We start from the raw sequence: 16,970 nt of genomic DNA on the forward strand, positions 1-16,970 counted from the left end.
GATCCGGAGGGTCCCGATGGCTCCGCAGACCCGGAAGGCCGCGATCGTCGGCGGCAACCGCATCCCCTTCGCGCGCTCGAACTCCGCGTACGCGCAGGCGTCCAACCAGGACATGCTCACCGCGACGCTGGACGGTCTGGTCGCCCGCTTCGGGCTGCAGGGCCGGCAGGTCGGGGAGGTCGTCGCCGGCGCCGTCCTCAAGCACTCCCGCGACTTCAACCTCACCCGCGAGGCGGTCCTCGGCTCGCGGCTGTCGGCCGCCACCCCGGCCTACGACGTGCAGCAGGCCTGCGGCACCGGGCTGGAGGCCGCCATCCTCGTCGCCAACAAGATCGCGCTGGGGCAGATGGAGTCCGGCATCGCCGGCGGCGTCGACACCACCTCCGACGCCCCTCTGGCCATCCACGACGAGATGCGCCGCGCACTGATCGCGCTCAGCGCCGCCAAGACGCTCCGTCAGCGGCTCGAGGCGCTCGCCGGCGTGCGTCCGGGGATGTTCGTGCCGGAGGCGCCGCGCAACGCCGAGCCGCGCACCGGCCTGTCCATGGGCGACCACCAGGCGATCACCGCGAGGGAGTGGGAGATCAGCCGCGAGGCCCAGGACGAGCTGACCGTCCGCTCGCACCACAACCTCGCCACCGCGTACGAGCGCGGCTTCTTCGACGACCTGGTGACCCCGTACCTGGGTCTGACCCGCGACGAGAACCTGCGGCCGGACACCTCGGTGGAGAAGCTGGCCAGGCTCACGCCGGTCTTCGGCACGGGCGATCCCGACGCCACCATGACCGCGGGCAACTCGACGCCGCTGTCCGACGGCGCCTCCGCCGTCCTGCTGGCCTCCGACGAGTGGGCCGCCGAGCACGGCCTGCCGGTGCTGGCCCACCTCGTCGACGCACAGACCGCCGCCGTCGACTACGTGCACGGGGGCGAGGGCCTCCTCATGGCCCCGGCGTACGCGGTGCCGGTGCTGCTGGCCCGCAACGGTCTGACGCTGCAGGACTTCGACTACTACGAGGTCCACGAGGCGTTCGCCTCGACGGTCCTCGCCACGCTGAAGGCCTGGGAGGACCCGTCGTTCTGCAAGGAGCGGCTGGGCCTGGACGCCCCGCTGGGCGCCATCGACCGGTCGAAGCTCAACGTCAACGGCTCGTCGCTGGCGGCAGGGCACCCGTTCGCCGCGACCGGCGGGCGGATCGTCGCCTCGCTGGCCAAGCAGCTGCACGAGGCGGGCCCCGGCAAGCGCGGCCTGATCTCCATCTGCGCGGCCGGCGGTCAGGGCGTCGTCGCCGTCCTCGAGTCCTGAGCCCGCGTGGGCCGTCCCCGCGGGGATGGCCGGAGAACCACGGCGGTCCCGCGGGGATCGCCCACCAGCAGAGAGGAACGCACCTCCCGTGAGCGACTGGTACCGCGACTTCGCCAACTCCGGCGTCGGCTCGACCCTGGTCAGGCAGCTCGGCCTGCCCCGGCCGGCCGTGCTGCGCCGGTACGAGCCCGGTGCGCCGCTGCTCCCCGGCCCGGCCGTGGTCGGCACCGCCGGCGAGGGCCGGCTGCACGAGACCCTGACCCGCGTGCTCGGGCGCGCCGGCGTCCCCGTGCTCCCGGCGGTCGACGCCGGCGGCGAGCGGCTGGCCGCCGTGCTGCTCGACGCCACCGGCGTGACGAGCCCGGCCGACCTGGCCGCGGTGCACGAGTTCCTCGCTCCCGCGGTCGGGCGGCTCGGCCCGTCGGGCCGGGTGCTGGTGCTCGCCGACCCGCCGTCGGACGCCGGCTCCCCGGCCCGGGCCGCCGCACGGCAGGCCCTGGAGGGGCTGGTCCGCTCGGTCGCCAAGGAGCTGCGCAACGGCGCGACGGCGAACCTGCTGGTCGTGCCGGCCGGCGCGGAGGCCGCCGTGCCCGGCCCGGTGCGCTTCTTCCTCTCCGGCCGCTCGGCCTACGTCGACGGCCAGGTGGTGACGCTGACCGCCGCCGACGTCCCGGCGGGCGAGGACGAGGAGCGCCCGCTGGCCGGCAGGGTCGCCGTCGTCACCGGCGCCGCGCGCGGCATCGGCGCGTCGATCGCCCGGGTCATGGCCCGCGACGGCGCGCACGTGGTCGCCGTCGACGTCCCCGCCGCGGGGCAGTCGCTGGCCGAGGTCGCCAACGAGATCGGCGGGACGGCGTTCCAGCTCGACATCACCACCCCCGACGCCGCGCAGCGGCTCATCGCGCACCTGCGGGGGCGGCACGGCGGGGTGGACGTCGTGGTCCACAACGCCGGCATCACCCGTGACAAGCTGCTGGTCAACATGGACGCCGCCCGCTGGAACCCGGTGATGGCGGTCAACCTGCAGGCGCAGCTGGACCTCACCCAGGCCCTGCTCGACGCCGAGGGGCTGCTGGGGCCCGGCGCCCGGGTGGTCTGCGTGAGCTCGCAGTCGGGCATCGCCGGCAACCGCGGGCAGACCAACTACGCGGCGTCCAAGGCCGGCGTCATCGGCATGGTGCGGGCGTGGGCGCCGACGTTCGCCGGGCGCGGCGCGACGATCAACGCGGTGGCGCCGGGCTTCATCGTCACCGAGATGACGGCGGCGATGCCCATCGGCACCCGGGAGATCGGCTCGCGGATCAACTCGCTGCAGCAGGGCGGCCTGCCGGTCGACGTCGCCGAGACGATCGCCTGGCTGTCCCAGCCCAGCGCCGCCGGCGTGAACGGTCAGGTCGTGCGGGTGTGCGGCCAATCCTTCCTGGGGGCGTGATGGCCCGTACCGAGCTCGAGACGGCGCCGTCGATGCCGGCCCTCTTCGCCAGGGCCGCGGTCACCGCTCGCGGCCGCGGCGGCGACCTGCCCGACACCCGGCTGGCCCGCACCGGCGTCCGCGTGGTGGCCGCCGACCTGGCCGCCTACGACCGGGTCTGCCAGTTCCCGCTGGCCGACACGCTGTCGCCGACGTACCCGCACGTGCTGACCTTCCCGCTGCAGGTCGCCCTGATGAGCGACCGCTCCTTCCCGCTCGCGCTGCCGGGCCTGGTGCACGTGCGCAACCGGGTCGACGTGCTGCGGCCGGTCCGGGCCGGCGAGTCGCTCGACCTGGAGGTGTGGGCCGAGCGGTTCGCCCGGCACCGCAGCGGGGCGACGGTCGACCTGTGCGCGTCGGTCTTCGCCGGCGGTACCGAGGTGTGGCGGTCCCGGTCGACGTACCTGGCCCGCGGCGCGACGGCACCGGAGGGCGCGCCGGAGTCCGACCTCTCGCTGTCCGTCGGCGACCTGGAGCGTCCCGTCGCCACCTGGCGCGTCCCGGACGACGCCGGACGGCGCTACGCGAGGGTTTCCGGGGACGTGAACCCGATCCACCTCTCGCGGCTCACCGCGAAGGCGTTCGGCTTCAAACGGGCCGTCGCGCACGGCATGTGGGTGAAGGCCCGGGCGCTCGCGGCGCTGTCGGGGCGGCTGCCCGAGGCGATGGCGGTCGACGTGGTCTTCAGGAAGCCGCTGTTCCTGCCCTCGACGGTCACGCTCGCGACCGCTCCGGTGGACGGCGGCTGGGACCTCGCCGTCCGCAACGCGACGAGCGGCGTCGAGCACCTGCTGGGGGCGGTCCGCCCGCTCTGACCCCGCTCCCGTGACCACGTCCGAGGTGGCGGCGGGAACGCGGTCCCGGTGAGGTGGGTCCCGTGGAGCACACGGACCCGACCGAGCACCCCCGGCCGCTGCTGCGCCGTCCCTGGACCTCGCTCGACGGCGAGTGGGAGTTCGCCGCCGACCCCGACCTCGCCGGCACCGTCGGCGGGATCGCGTTCGACCGCGCCATCCGGGTGCCCTACGCCCCGGAGACCCCGGCCAGCGGCGTGCACTGGACCGGTCCGCTCAACCGCGCCTGGTACCGCCGCCGGCTGCCCGGCCGCGCCGGCGACCGGCGCACCGTCCTCCACCTCGGCGCCGTCGACCGGATCTGCGACGTGTGGGTCGGCGGCGCGCACGTCGCCTCCCACGAGGGCGGCTACACGCCGTTCGGCGTCGACGTCACCGATCACCTGGGGGACGACGGTGCCGAGCTGGTGGTCCGCGCCGACGACGACCCGCTGGACCTCGAGGCCCCGCGCGGCAAGCAGGACTGGCGCGACGAGCCGCACGAGATCTGGTACCCGCGCACGACGGGCATCTGGCGCACCGCCTGGCTGGAGCACGTGGCGCCGCGGCACATCGCCGGCGTCCAGTGGCGCGGGGACCCGCGCCGGATGCGGGTCGACGTCCGCGTGCAGCTCGCCGTCCCCGTGTCCGGGGCCCGGCTGCACCTGCGGCTGCGCGCCGGCGACCGGTTGCTGGTGGACGACGCGGTGCGGGTGGACGGCGCCGTCGTCGAGCGCACCGTGCAGGTGGGGGACGGCGGCTTCGACGACCGCGGCCGCCTGCTCTGGCGGCCCGGCCCCGACCCGGCGCTGCTGGACGCCGAGCTGGCCCTGGTCGCCGACGACGGCGAGGTGCTCGACGAGGTGGAGAGCTACACGGCGCTGCGCTCGGTCGAGGTCGGCGACGGGCGGCTCCTGGTGAACGGCCGGCCGACGCCGCTGCGCCTGGTCCTCGACCAGGGGTACTGGCCCGACACCGGCGCCACCCCGCCCGACGTCGCGGCGCTGCGGCGCGACCTCGAGCTGACCCGGGCGCTGGGCTTCACCGGGGCCCGCAAACACCAGAAGACCGAGGACCCGCGGTACCTCGCCCTCGCCGACCGGATGGGTCTGATGGTGTGGGCGGAGATGCCCTCGGCGTACCGGCCGGGCCCGACGGCGAGCGCCCGGCTGCTGCGGGAGTGGGCCGACGTGGTGGTCGCCCACCGCGGGCACCCCAGCGTGGTCGCCTGGGTGCCGCTCAACGAGTCGTGGGGTGTGCAGGAGGCGGCCGTCGACGAGCGGCAGCGCGGGCTGATCCGGGCGCTGGCGGCGACGGCGGTCGCGCTCGACGGCACCCGCCCGGTCTCGGCCAACGACGGCTGGGAGACCCTCGGCGGCGACATCCTGGGCGTCCACGACTACACGCAGGACCCGGCGGTGCTCGGCGAGCGCTACGGCACGGCCGACGACCTCGAGCGGGTGGCCACCGGACGGCGTCCCGACGGGTACCTGGCCGACCTCGACCGCACGGGCGTCGCCGGCCGGGCCGTCGTCCTGTCGGAGTTCGGCGGGGTGGCGCTGCGCTCCCCGGACGACGAGGGCTGGGGTTACGCCGACGCCACCTCGCCGGAGGACCTGCTGGCCCGCTACCGCGCCCAGTGGGCCGCCGTGCACGGCAGCAGCGCGCTCGCCGGCGCCTGCTGGACCCAGCTGACCGACACCTACCAGGAGGTCAACGGGCTGCTGGGCATGGACCGGGTGCCGAAGGTCGATCTCGACGCGCTCCGCCGGGCGACCCTCGGCGAGGCCGAGCCGGGCGAGGTCGACCGGAGCGCGCGATCCGACCGACCCTCCGCGAGTTGATCATGAGGGTTCCTGCGGCTGGACACGCCGTCTCCTGGTGTGCCGTCCTGCGATGACGCCATGATCAACAGGAGAGGGCGGGGATGGGGCGAGGGATGGGGGGAGGAAGCGGGAGGGAGGCGGCGGAGGCAGCCGGACGGCGAGGTCGCGGAGCGGGCGATCCCGTTCCGTTCGGGTCACGGGTAGGCAACGATCACCGTCCCGACCTGCGAGCCGGGACGGTCCGGGCCAGGGTCGGGCGCAGACCACGCCAGCCGAGCCGCCGGAGGTCCCCGTGCGCAGCAACCGACTCCTGCCCCTGCTCGCCGCCGGTGCCCTGGTGCTCGGCGCCTGCGGCGGTGGTGGGGAGAGCGTCGACACCGGAGCCGGAGGAGGCGGTGGCGGGGGCGGCGGGAACACGCTCGTCGCGGCGGTGTCCGCCCAGCCCGACCAGTTCGACCCGCACGTGACGACGGCCTACCCGAGCTTCCAGGTCCTCGAGAACGTCTACGACACCCTCGTGGTCCCGAACGCCGAGGACCTCACGATGGAGGCGAGCCTGGCCGAGAGCTGGGAGACCAGCGAGGACCAGCTGAGCTGGACGTTCACGCTCCGCGACGGGGTGACCTTCCACGACGGCAGCACGTTCGACTCGGCTGACGTCGTCTACTCGTACAACCGGATCATCGACGAGGAGCTGAGCAACTCCTTCCGGTTCCAGAACGTCGAGTCGGTCGAGGCACCCGACCCGCGGACCGTGGTCATACGGCTCACCCAGCCCACGCCGAACCTGCTGGAGCGGATCGGCTCCTTCAAGGGGATGGCGATCCTCCCGGAGAACGCCGCCGAGGACCTCGACCTCACCACCGAGGCCAACGGCACCGGCCCCTTCCGGCTGGAGAGCTCCGACGCCAGCAGCACCGTCCTCACCGCCTACCAGGAGCACTGGGGCGGTGCGCCGAGCGTCGACGGCGTCGAGTTCCGCTACATCACAGAGCCGGCCGCGGCGCTGACCGCGCTGCAGAACGGCGAGGTGCAGTGGACCGACAACGTCCCGCCGCAGCAGATCGAGTCCCTGGAGGGCGACGACACCGTCGAGCTGCAGACGACGCCCAGCGTGGACTACTGGTACCTGTCGATGAACTACGCGCGGGCGCCCTTCGACAACCGCGACGTGCGGCGGGCGATCTCCTTCGCCGTCGACCGCGAGGCGGTGGCCGAGGCGGCGTGGTTCGGCGCGGCCCAGCCCAACCAGACGGCGATCCCCGAGGACAGCTTCTTCCACACCGACTACGCCCCGTTCCAGCCCGACCCCGACCAGGCGCGGCAGCTGCTGCAGCAGGCCGGGGTCCAGACACCGCTGACGATGGGCCTGATGGTCACCGACGAGTTCCCGGAGACGGTCACCGCCGCCCAGGTGATCGCCAGCCAGCTCGAGCCGATCGGGATCAACGTCGAGATCGAGACGCTGGACTTCGCCACCTGGCTGGACCGCCAGGGCCAGGGCGACTTCGACGCCTTCTACCTCGGGTGGCTCGGCAACCTCGACCCGGCGGCCTACTACCAGGAGCAGCACCAGACGGACGGGCCGAACAACTACCAGGGCTACAGCAACCCGCAGGTCGACCAGCTGCTCCAGCAGGGGGCGACGGAGACCGACGAGAACGCCCGCAAGCAGGCCTACGACCAGGCCGCGCAGATCATCGTCGACGACGTCTCCTACCTGTACCTCTACAACCCCGACGTGGTCCAGGCGTGGGCGCCCGGGCTGTCGGGCTACCAGATCCGGGCGGACAAGGCGATCAACTTCGAGACCGTGGAGCTGCCCTGAGCGGCTACCTCCTCCGCCGGGTCGGCCAGTCGCTCGTCGTCCTGGCGGGGGTGAGCGTCATCGTCTTCGGCCTGGTCCACCTGGTGCCGGGCGACCCGATCCGGCTCGCCCTCGGCACCCGCTTCGACCAGGAGACCTACGACGCCCTGCGTGCGCGGGCCGGGCTGGACCAGCCGCTGGTCGAGCAGTTCTTCGGCTGGGCGGGCCGGGCGCTCGCCGGTGACCTCGGGGTGAGCTTCCGGACCGGGGAGACGGTCACCTCGCTGATCGGCGAGCGGCTCCCGGCGACGCTCACCCTGGCGTTCGCCTCGATCCTGGTGGCGCTGCTCATCGCCGTTCCGCTGGGCACCCTGTCGGCGCTGCGGCCCCGGTCGGTCGTCGACCGGGTCGCCACGGTGCTCAGCCAGATCGGCATCTCGGTGCCGGAGTTCTGGATGGCGATCGTGCTCATCCTGGTCTTCGCCGGGACGCTGGGCTGGCTGCCCTCGGGCGGCTACGTCCCGCTGACCGAGGACCCGGCCGGGTGGGCGCAGCGGCTCCTGATGCCGGCGGTGGTCACCGGGGTGGTGTCCGGTTCGGTCATCACGCGGTTCGTGCGGTCGAGCGTCCTCGAGGCGCTCGGTGCCGACCACGTCCGGACGGCGCAGGCCAAGGGGCTGGCGGCGCGGCAGGTCTTCACCTGGCACGTGCTGCGCAACGCGTTGCTCCCCCTGGTCACCGTCACGGGCGTGCAGCTGGCGTACCTGCTCTCCGGGGTGGTGGTGGTGGAGATCGTCTTCTCGTGGCCGGGGCTCGGCCAGCTCGCCCTGCAGGCGGTCCAGTCCCGCGACTACCCGGTCCTCCAGGGGGCGATCCTGCTGTTCGCCGTCGTCTTCCTGTTGATCAACCTGGTGGTCGACCTGCTCTACACCGCCATCGACCCGCGGATCAGACGATGACACCCAGCCGCGGCCTGCTGACGACACACAGCCGAGGCCTGCTGCGATGACACCCAGCCGCGGCCTGCTGACGACACACAGCCGAGGCCTGCTGCGATGACCGGCGCGCCCCTGCCCGAGCCGGCAGCCTCACCCACCGCCACCGACGCGGGCGTCCCCTCGACAGCGCGGCCCCCGCGGCCGCGCTGGCAGCAGACCCTCGTCCTGCTCGCCCGCAACCCCACCGCGGCGGTCGCGGCGACGGTCCTGCTGCTGATCGTCCTCATGGCCGTCTTCGACGAGACCCTGGCCCCCAGCGGCCCGAACGAGATCTCGGTCGAGGACCGCCTGCAGCCGCCGAGCCTGGACCACCCGTTCGGTACCGACGACCTCGGCCGGGACATCCTCAGCCGGGTCATCCTGGGCGCGGCCGTCTCGCTGCGGGTGGGGTTCCTGGCGGTCGCCTTCGCGCTGGTCGTCGGTTCCCTCATCGGGCTGCTCGCCGGCTACTACGGCCGCTGGGTCGACGACGTCCTGATGCGGTTCATGGACATCCTCTTCGCGTTCCCGGCGGTGCTGCTGGCGATCGCGGTGCTCGCCGTCCGTGGTCCGGGGTCGGGCAACACCGCCCTGGCCATCGGGATCGTCTACATCCCGGTCTTCGCCCGTGTCACCCGCGCCAGCGTGCTCGGCGTCCGGGAGGAGGTGTACGTGCGGGCGTCGCGGTCGGTGGGGGCCTCGGACCTCCGGCTGCTCACCCGGCACGTGCTGCCCAACGCGGCGCCGCCGATCATCGTGCAGACCTCGATCAGCCTGGCCTTCGCCGTCCTGGCCGAGGCGGCATTGTCCTTCCTCGGGCTGGGCACCCAGCCGCCGAACCCGTCGTGGGGGCTCATGCTGGCCGAGGGGCGCGGCTTCATCGACCTGGCCTGGTGGCTGGCCTTCTTCCCGGGGATGGCGATCTTCCTGACCGTGCTCTGCTTCAACCTGCTCGGCGACGGGCTGCGGGACGTCCTCGACCCGCGCCAGCGCACGCTGATGGCCGGGAGCGGCAGGTGAACGGTCCGGGAGGCGGCGCCCCGCTGCTGGAGGTGGAGGACCTCCGGGTGCGGCTGCGCACCCCGCGCGGCACCGCCGAGGTCGTCAACGGGCTCAGCTACACCGTCGGGCGCGGCGAGACGGTCGCCGTCGTCGGCGAGTCCGGCAGCGGCAAGAGCGTCTCGGTCCTGGCCCTGCTCGGGCTGCTCCCCGCCCGGGTGGCGACGGTGACCGGTGCCGCGCTGCTGGACGGCGAGGACCTGCTCACCATGTCGCCCGAGCGGCTGCGCCAGGTGCGCGGTCCCGGCGTCGGGATGGTCTTCCAGGACCCGATGACCTCGCTGAACCCCGTCCTGACGATCGGCCGGCAGCTGGTCGAGGGGATCCGCGCCCACGGCGAGGTGTCCAAGGCGCAGGCTCGGGAGCGGGCGGCCGGGCTGCTGGCCGAGGTGGGCCTGCCCGACCCGCAGCGCGCGCTGGACCGCTATCCGCACGAGCTGTCCGGCGGCATGCGGCAGCGGGTGGTCATCGCCATCGCCCTCGCCAACAACCCCGCGCTGCTCATCGCCGACGAGGCCACCACGGCCCTCGACGTCACCGTGCAGGCGCAGATCCTCGACCTGGTGGAGGGGCTGCAGACCGAGCACGGCACCGGCGTCATCTGGATCACCCACGACCTGGGCGTGGTGGCCGGGATCGCCGACCGGGTGCTGGTCATGTACGGCGGCCGCTGCGTGGAGGACGGCACGGTCGACGACGTCCTGGAGCGTCCGGCGCACCCCTACACGCGCGGGCTGCTCGGAGCGCTGCCCGACCTGGCCACGTCCGAGGACGGCGAGCTCGCCACCGTGCCGGGGGTGCCACCGGCGCCCACGGCCCTGCCGCCGGGCTGCGTGTTCTGGCCGCGCTGCCCGGTGCGCTCGGACCCGCGCTGCGCGACCGAGCAGCCGCCGCTGGCGGTGGTGGGCGCGTCGACGGGCGGCCTGCCGCACCGGGCGGCGACGTGGTGCGAGGAGGGGAGCCCGCGATGACCGACCTGCCGCAGGGGCCGACGGCGCACGCTGCGGGCCTCCCTGCTCCCGACGTCCCCGCCTCCCAGGCAGCTGCGTCCGACGTCCTCGTCTCCGCGCGCGGGCTGGAGGTGCACTTCCCGATCCGCTCCGGCGGCGCGCTGCGGCGGACGACGGGCGTGCTCCGCGCGGTCGACGGCGTGGACCTCGACATCCGGCGCGGCGAGACGCTCGGGCTGGTCGGCGAGTCCGGCTGCGGGAAGTCGACTCTGGGCAACGCGCTGCTGCGGCTGGTCGAGCCGACCGGCGGGACGGTCACCTTCGACGGCACCGACGTCACCGGCCTCGACCGCCGGGCGATGCGGGCGCTGCGCCGGCGCGCCGGGATGGTCTTCCAGGACCCGTTCGCCTCGCTCGACCCGCGCCGGACCGTGCGGCAGACGGTGTCCGAGCCGCTGGAGGTGCACGGCCTGCGGTCGGGACGGCGGGAGCGCGCCGAGCGGGTCGCCGAGCTGCTGGAGCTGGTCGGCCTGGACCCGGCGGTGGCCGACCGCTACCCGCACGAGTTCTCCGGCGGGCAGCGGCAGCGGGTCGGCATCGCCCGCGCGCTGGCCGGTGAGCCCGACTTCCTGGTGTGCGACGAGGCGATCGCGTCGCTGGACGTCAGCGTCCAGGCGCAGGTGCTCAACCTGCTGCGCCGGCTCCAGCGGCGGCTCGGGCTCACGTTGCTGTTCATCTCGCACGACCTGTCCGCCGTCCGGCACGTCTCCGACCGGATCGCGGTGATGTACCTGGGGCGGGTCGTCGAGGTGGGCCCCGCGGCGGCGGTCGGCTCGGACCCGAAGATGCCCTACACCCAGGCGCTGCTCTCGGCGGTGCCCGTGCCGCACCCGTCGCTGGAGCGGACCCGGCAGCGGATCGTCCTTCGCGGCGACGTCCCCTCGCCGGCCGCCGTCCCCAGCGGCTGCCGGTTCCGCACCCGCTGCCCGTACGCCTTCGAGCCGTGCCCCGACGTCGACCCGGCGCTGCAGCCGGTCGGCGCGCCGGGACAGCTGGCCGCCTGCCACCTGCACGGCGTCGTCGGCCGCCCGGTCGAGCGGGAGGACGCCGTCGCCGCGGAGTGAGCAGGCCGGCGGACGGTGCCACGATCGCGGGGTGAGCAGGGTGACGCTGCGCCCGATGACCGAGACGGAGTTCGTGGAGTTCCGGTCCGCCGCCACGCGGGCCTACGCCGACGAGCTGGCCGCAACCAGCGGCTGGCCGGTCGAGCAGGCGCTCGAGCGGGCACGGCAGGACAGCGCCGAGCTCCTGCCGCAGGGTCGGGACACGCCCGGGATGCTGGTGTTCACCGCAGTCGTGGAAGACGGGACGCCGATCGGCTGGCTGTGGCTGGGGCTGACCCACCCCAGCGGCGTACCGGACTGCGGGTTCGTCTACGACATCGAGGTCGCCGAGGCGCACCGCGGCGGCGGGCTGGGCAGGGCGTTGCTGGCCGCGGGGGAGGGCGTCCTCCGGGCGCACGGCGTCCCGGCGGTGGAGCTCAACGTCTTCGGGGGCAACACCCGGGCCATCGGCCTGTACTCGTCCACCGGCTACCGGGTCGTCCGGCAGCAGATGCGCAAGGACCTCGGCGGCTGACGCGCTGACCTGCGCGGAGCGGTGCCCGTTGTGCCAGGGTGGCCGGATGGCGGGCGTCGAGCGCAAGAGCGGCCGCCGGACGGCGGCCCACGGGTACTACAAGGGCCACAGCGTGCACGCCGCGCCCGGGGTGCACGAGTACGCCGTGGAGCTGGTGCGCGCGGCCCTGCCCGACGGCGGGCGGGTGCTGGAGGTCGGCGCGGGCTGCGGTGCCCTCGCGCTGCGGTTGCGCGACGCCGGCCTCGACGTCGTCCCCACCGACCTGGACCCCCCGCACGACTGGATCCACCGGCTCGACCTGGACGCGCCCGAGTGGAGCGACGAGACCCGCGGCCCCTTCGACATGGTCGTCTGCGTCGAGACCCTCGAGCACGTGGAGAACCCGAGGCAGGTGCTGCGCTCGATCCGCTCGCTGCTGCGACCCGGCGACAGGCTGCTGGTCAGCACACCGAACGTCACGCACCCGCACTCACGGCTGAAGATGCTGCTCCGCGGCGCGCCGTACATCTTCGGCCCGCGTCACTACCACCAGCCCGGGCACATCACGATCCTCCCGGACTGGATGCTCACCGAGCACGTGCGGCTGGCCGGCTTCGGCTCCATCGACGTCCGCACCGGTGGGGACACCTTCTACCGCGGCGTGGTCCGGCTGGCCTACCGCGCGGAGATCGCGCTGCTCGCGCTCCTCGGCATCCGGCAGCGGACCGACTCGGGCGACGGCATCTGCACGTTCGTCACCGCCGTCGCGGTGTGACACGCCGGTGGCGCACGTCGCCGTCCCGGGGTGACCGACCCCCCCGGAAGCGCCGCTCCGCTCGCCGGACGCGGGAACGGTCGACATGTGGGTGCGTGCCGAGGCGGGTCACCGTGGTCGCTGTGGCATTTGGCAACGATTCGGCGTCACGGGTGCCGGGGCACGTCGCGCACATCCGGGAGATCCGGGTCTCGCCGCCTATGGTTTCGTCACCGCCGTCCGCACCGTCGACGGCGCACGGGAACCGTCGCCCTTCCCCGGTGGCGGCCCGTTGTCGGGGGAGGTTGGTGGCCTGGTGAGCATCGTGGGCACCCGGTTCAGCGAGGTGGTCCTCGGCGGCGTCGTCCGTCAGGGCTGGTGGCTGGTCGTCGACGAGGAGGACGGCTCCGGGTTCGTGCTCGCCGGCCCGTTCGGGGACCGCGACGAGGCCGTGTGGGCCCTCGACGACCTCGAGGACGCCCCGGCCGGCATCCACCCCGTGTACGGCGTGCGGCGGGCCGACGGCCTGCTGCGCCGCCGCTCCTCCCCGCAGGACAAGGCGTGGTGGTCCTTCCTCGGTGAGCAGGTCGACCGGCTGCCCCCGGGGTGGGACGCCGACATGGACGACGAGCACCCGCTGCCCGGCCTGGTCGTCGAGGTGGTCACGGTGCTGGCCGAGGCGGGGCTGTTCCTCCACGACGCCTCGATGCCCGACGGAGAGCTGGGCGGGGTGTGCCTGACACCCGAGGTCGCCCTGGACGGCGTCGTCGTCAGCTGGCGGCAGCACGACCGGATGAGCCTGGACCAGGTGCACGGCGCCGCCGCCGACGCGCTGGTGCAGCAGGTGATGAACCGGGCGCTGGCCGAGGTGCTGACCGTGCGCGGCTTCGCGGTCGAGCCGCTCGGCGGCGCCTGCGTGGTGCGTGCGGGGGAGCTGCCGGACTAGGCGTCGTCCCCGGCCGCTCGCCCGGCTGCTCCCGGCCCCTGCTGCCGTGACTTCTGCCGCCCCTGCCGCCGACCCCTGCCGCCGTTGATCATGGGTTCGTTGCGGGAGGACACGCCGTGACCCGGCGTGGCGGCCGACGACTGTCCCATGATCGACCCCGTGGACGGCGGATCCCCGGAGCGCTGCTGCGGCAGCGCCCGCCTGCCGGGCTAGCGTTGCGCCGTGGCTGCCGCTCCGTTCCGCCCGCCCTGGTTCGGCAACCGGGGCGTACAGCTGCTGGCCGCCGGCGCGCTCGCGTACAGCCTGGTGCAGCTGGTCGGGCAGCTCCTCGACGGCGCGTGGGGGGAGGGTTTCCTCTACTTCGCCTGGTGCGTGCTGTTCGGCTACGTGCTGCTCGAGTCGCTGCGCTTCCGCCGCGAGCAGGACGCCGCCCGGGACGAGCCGGCAGGGCCCGCCGACTGACGCGCCGCCGCCGCGGACCGGGGACGTGCAGCGACGGGATAGCCTCGACCCGCCAGGAGGGCTCGCCTAGTGGCCGATGGCGGCGGTCTTGAAAACCGCTATGGGGTGACACCCATCGTGGGTTCGAATCCCACGCCCTCCGCTCCTGACCCGCGGTTCTGTCCTGCCCGGAGAGCTCCGGCGAGGGGCGTCGGGCGCTGCCGATCGCTCGCGTGCCCGCTACGTGCCCGTACGGTTCGGGGTCGTGCCCGCTGCGAGGCGCCCGAGGCGGGCCGCGACCTCGGCGTCACGCCGCTCGGCCGCGTGCTGGTAGATCATCGCCGCGCGGGACGACGAGTGGCCGGCACGTCGCATGACCTCGGCCAGGGTCGGAGTCGACACCTCAGCCGGGATCCTCTGCAGCAGCTCGGCGGTGTCGTCGGGCAGCGTGAAGCCTCGACCCGGCGTTCCCGGGCCGCCAGCAGCACGCGGACGGGCTTGCCGCTGCCCTCGGGCCCGTCGTCATCGCCCTGGCCCGCCCCGCCGTGTCACGTCCCGCCGTGTCGTGTCGACGCGCCGGGTCGCGACCCGGCGTCTGGACCGGCACGCCCCGCTCCTCACCCGACGACCGCTCACGTCCCGCTCCGGGGCAGCACTCGACAGCCGCGGCAGCGGCTGCTGAACCACGCTTGCGCGCCGCTCACGAACGCCGTTCGGGGCCTGTTCGGCCACGATGGCATCCCTTGACACTCCGACGCGGGCAGGCCGAGACTGCATCTCGCCACCCTCATCTAAGCGTCGCGTCTCACATGATGGCGAAGCGTTGATCGGCGGAGGAACGTGGCGGGCTCGGCCCCTCAGGGCAGTGCATAATGCGCCCCTGGTCGGCCGATCGCGCCTCCCCTCCGCGAGCAGTTCCTGTCGGGGGCGCCACGAGCGCGGGACACCGAGGCGACGGAATGGGCATGTGACCATTGCGTCCACCGATTCGGCTGTCGAGGTGATCGAAGACGACGGCACCGCAGCTCAGGAACCGGACACCGAAACGGCTGCCCTGTACGCCCCCGCCCAGGACCATCCTCGCGCGGCGCGTCAGGCCCCGTCGAGTCCGGCAGTCACGTCGCCCCATGCGTGCCCGGCCGCAGCTCCCACGCTGTCGCCATCGGACAGCAGCCCGCCCCGAGCGAGGCGACAGCACAGCAAGAATGCAATTCAGAACATCAACCGGGAGGAGCAGGCTCGTATGTCCGACGTTCAGCAGGACCGTCAGGAAGCCGGCACGGACCCAGTCGATGAATTCGACGCCGTCGTCGTAGGAGCCGGATTCTCCGGGTTGTACATGCTTCATCGCCTGCGCGACAAGCTGGGATTGTCGGCGCGGGTCTACGAGGCCGCCGACGACGTCGGGGGCACCTGGTACTGGAACCGCTACCCTGGCGCGCGGTGTGATTCGGAGAGCTACTTCTACAGCTTCTCCGACCGCTTGTCCGAGGACCTCCTGCAGGAGTGGAGCTGGAGCGAGCGGTTCGCCGGCCAGCCGGAGATCCTCCGGTACCTCCAGCATGTCGCTGACAGATGGGACCTTCGCCGGGACATCCAGTTCAACACCCGTGTCACCGGCGCTTCCTATGACGAGGCAAGAAGCCGTTGGGCCATCAGCACGGGCGAGGGCGACTGGGTGACCGCGAAGTTCCTCATCACCGCCGTCGGGTGCCTGTCCGCAGCCAACCTACCGGAGTTCCAGGGGCGCGAGACATTCCGGGGCGAGCAGTACCACACGGCACTGTGGCCGCACGAAGGAGTCGACTTCACCGGCAAGCGGGTCGCCGTGATCGGCACGGGGGCGACCGGGGTCCAGGCCATTCCGGAGATCGCCAAGGAGGCGGCGCACGTCTACGTGCTGCAGCGCACTCCGAACTACGACATCGCGGGAGGGAATGGACCGCTGGAGCCCGAGTACGTGAATCGGACCAAGGCCAACTACAAGGAGATCTGGCAGCGAACGAGGGAGACGAGTTTCGGATTCCCCTATGACGCTCCGGACCGGCCGGCCCTCTCGGTGCCAGATGATGAGAGACAGCGCATCTACGAGACCGCGTGGGCGGAGGGCGGCTTCCGCATCGGCCTGACGTTCAACGATCTCCTGGTCGATCCCAAGGCGAACGAGACGGCCTCGGAGTTCGTCCGCGCGAAGATCCGGGAGAGGGTGCAGAACCCGGAGATCGCCGAGATGCTGGTCCCGAAGGATCACCCCTTCTTCACGAAACGTCCCCCCCTCGAGAACGGCTACTACGAGACGTTCAACCGGGACAACGTGACCCTGGTCGACGTCCGGCGGTCACCGATCGAGGAGATCACCGAGACGGGTGTGCGGACGAGGGACGACGAGTACGAGGTCGACAGCATTGTGTTCGCCACCGGGTTCGACGCGATGACCGGCACACTCTTCAAGATGAACATCTCCGGTCGGGGCGGCGTCCCTCTGCAGGACAAGTGGGCGGAGGGGCCGCGGACCTACCTCGGCGTCGCGACGCACGGCTTTCCGAACATGTTCATGATCACCGGGCCGCAGAGTCCGTCCGTGCTGAGCAACATGCCGGTCTCGATCGAGCAGCACGTCGACTGGATCGCCGACTGCATCCAGTACATGCGCGAGCACAACATCGACAAGGTGGAACCACTGGCCGAAGCGGAAGACGACTGGGTAGAACACCACAACAACGTGACCCAGGCGACTCTGCTGCCTATGGCCAATTCCTGGTGGGTCGGGGCGAACATTCCCGGGAAACCGCGGAACCTGTATCCGTACGTCGGCGGCGTGGGCTATTACCGGAGGATATGCGAGGAGGTCGCGGCCCATGGCTACGACGGATTCGGGATGGCCAAGTACGGGTCGTCCTCGGTGACCGGAACGCGACCTGCCAGTCGCTTCCCGGTCAAGACGGCGCGCGCGGTGATCGGCTGATCGGCATCCCCGGTGCCACCG

General features: G+C 73.0%; 15 protein-coding genes and 1 tRNA gene. 15 read left to right on the forward strand and 1 reads right to left on the reverse strand.

Features of this window, described 5'->3' with window-relative positions; translation table 11 throughout:
• Positions 1-16: 16 nt before the first annotated feature.
• The 14 genes from ACWIX3_RS05675 (at position 17) to ACWIX3_RS05740 (ending at position 14,147) form a co-directional block, all read left to right on the forward strand.
• The gene (locus ACWIX3_RS05675; RefSeq protein WP_448611104.1) at positions 17-1,303 is read left to right on the forward strand and encodes an acetyl-CoA C-acetyltransferase; all 1,287 of its coding nucleotides are present in this window, start codon (positions 17-19) and stop codon (positions 1,301-1,303) included.
• Positions 1,304-1,391: 88 nt separating this feature from the next.
• The gene (locus tag ACWIX3_RS05680) at positions 1,392-2,735 is read left to right on the forward strand and encodes a 3-oxoacyl-ACP reductase (RefSeq protein WP_448611105.1); all 1,344 of its coding nucleotides are present in this window, start codon (positions 1,392-1,394) and stop codon (positions 2,733-2,735) included.
• Positions 2,735-3,589, forward strand: a complete 855-nt coding sequence (locus ACWIX3_RS05685; RefSeq protein ID WP_448612441.1) for a MaoC family dehydratase — start codon at positions 2,735-2,737, stop codon at positions 3,587-3,589. Before ACWIX3_RS05680 ends, ACWIX3_RS05685 begins: the two co-directional genes overlap by 1 nt.
• A 62-nt stretch (positions 3,590-3,651) precedes the next feature.
• Positions 3,652-5,451 carry a glycoside hydrolase family 2 protein gene (locus ACWIX3_RS05690; RefSeq protein ID WP_448611106.1) on the forward strand — a complete coding sequence of 600 codons (1,800 nt, stop codon included), beginning with the start codon at positions 3,652-3,654 and terminating at the stop codon, positions 5,449-5,451.
• Positions 5,452-5,725: 274 nt separating this feature from the next.
• Positions 5,726-7,261, forward strand: a complete 1,536-nt coding sequence (locus ACWIX3_RS05695) for an ABC transporter substrate-binding protein (protein WP_448611107.1) — start codon at positions 5,726-5,728, stop codon at positions 7,259-7,261.
• On the forward strand, positions 7,258-8,199 hold the full coding sequence (locus ACWIX3_RS05700; protein WP_448612442.1) for an ABC transporter permease: 942 nt from the start codon (positions 7,258-7,260) through the stop codon (positions 8,197-8,199). Before ACWIX3_RS05695 ends, ACWIX3_RS05700 begins: the two co-directional genes overlap by 4 nt.
• 96 nt (positions 8,200-8,295) lie before the next feature.
• The gene (locus ACWIX3_RS05705) at positions 8,296-9,237 is read left to right on the forward strand and encodes an ABC transporter permease (protein ID WP_448611108.1); all 942 of its coding nucleotides are present in this window, start codon (positions 8,296-8,298) and stop codon (positions 9,235-9,237) included.
• Positions 9,234-10,247, forward strand: coding sequence for an ABC transporter ATP-binding protein (locus ACWIX3_RS05710; protein ID WP_448611109.1), 1,014 nt, complete (start codon positions 9,234-9,236; stop codon positions 10,245-10,247). Before ACWIX3_RS05705 ends, ACWIX3_RS05710 begins: the two co-directional genes overlap by 4 nt.
• Complete coding sequence (locus ACWIX3_RS05715; protein WP_448611110.1) at positions 10,244-11,350, forward strand: ABC transporter ATP-binding protein; 1,107 nt, start codon at positions 10,244-10,246, stop codon at positions 11,348-11,350. The genes ACWIX3_RS05710 and ACWIX3_RS05715 overlap by 4 nt, the downstream gene beginning before the upstream one ends.
• Before the next feature lie 31 nt (positions 11,351-11,381).
• Positions 11,382-11,864 carry an N-acetyltransferase family protein gene (locus tag ACWIX3_RS05720; RefSeq protein WP_448611111.1) on the forward strand — a complete coding sequence of 161 codons (483 nt, stop codon included), beginning with the start codon at positions 11,382-11,384 and terminating at the stop codon, positions 11,862-11,864.
• A gap of 46 nt (positions 11,865-11,910) precedes the next feature.
• The gene (locus ACWIX3_RS05725; protein ID WP_448611112.1) at positions 11,911-12,618 is read left to right on the forward strand and encodes a class I SAM-dependent methyltransferase; all 708 of its coding nucleotides are present in this window, start codon (positions 11,911-11,913) and stop codon (positions 12,616-12,618) included.
• A 295-nt stretch (positions 12,619-12,913) separates the two neighbouring features.
• Entirely contained in the window at positions 12,914-13,543 is a 630-nt protein-coding gene (locus ACWIX3_RS05730) for a hypothetical protein (RefSeq protein ID WP_448611113.1), read from the forward strand.
• 222 nt (positions 13,544-13,765) lie between these two features.
• The gene (locus ACWIX3_RS05735) at positions 13,766-14,005 is read left to right on the forward strand and encodes a hypothetical protein (protein ID WP_448611114.1); all 240 of its coding nucleotides are present in this window, start codon (positions 13,766-13,768) and stop codon (positions 14,003-14,005) included.
• 55 nt (positions 14,006-14,060) lie between these two features.
• A tRNA-Ser gene (locus tag ACWIX3_RS05740) sits at positions 14,061-14,147 on the forward strand.
• A gap of 77 nt (positions 14,148-14,224) precedes the next feature.
• Here ACWIX3_RS05740 and ACWIX3_RS05745 read toward each other — a convergent pair.
• On the reverse strand, positions 14,225-14,386 hold the full coding sequence (locus ACWIX3_RS05745) for a hypothetical protein (RefSeq protein WP_448611115.1): 162 nt from the start codon (positions 14,384-14,386) through the stop codon (positions 14,225-14,227).
• Between the two features lie 598 nt (positions 14,387-14,984).
• On the opposite strand from ACWIX3_RS05745, the gene ACWIX3_RS05750 reads away from it, so the two are divergent.
• Positions 14,985-16,949: a flavin-containing monooxygenase gene (locus ACWIX3_RS05750; RefSeq protein ID WP_448611116.1), complete on the forward strand. Its 1,965-nt coding sequence runs from the start codon at positions 14,985-14,987 to the stop codon at positions 16,947-16,949.
• Positions 16,950-16,970 lie beyond the last annotated feature (21 nt).

The sequence above is a fragment of the Geodermatophilus sp. URMC 60 genome, from assembly GCF_053502585.1.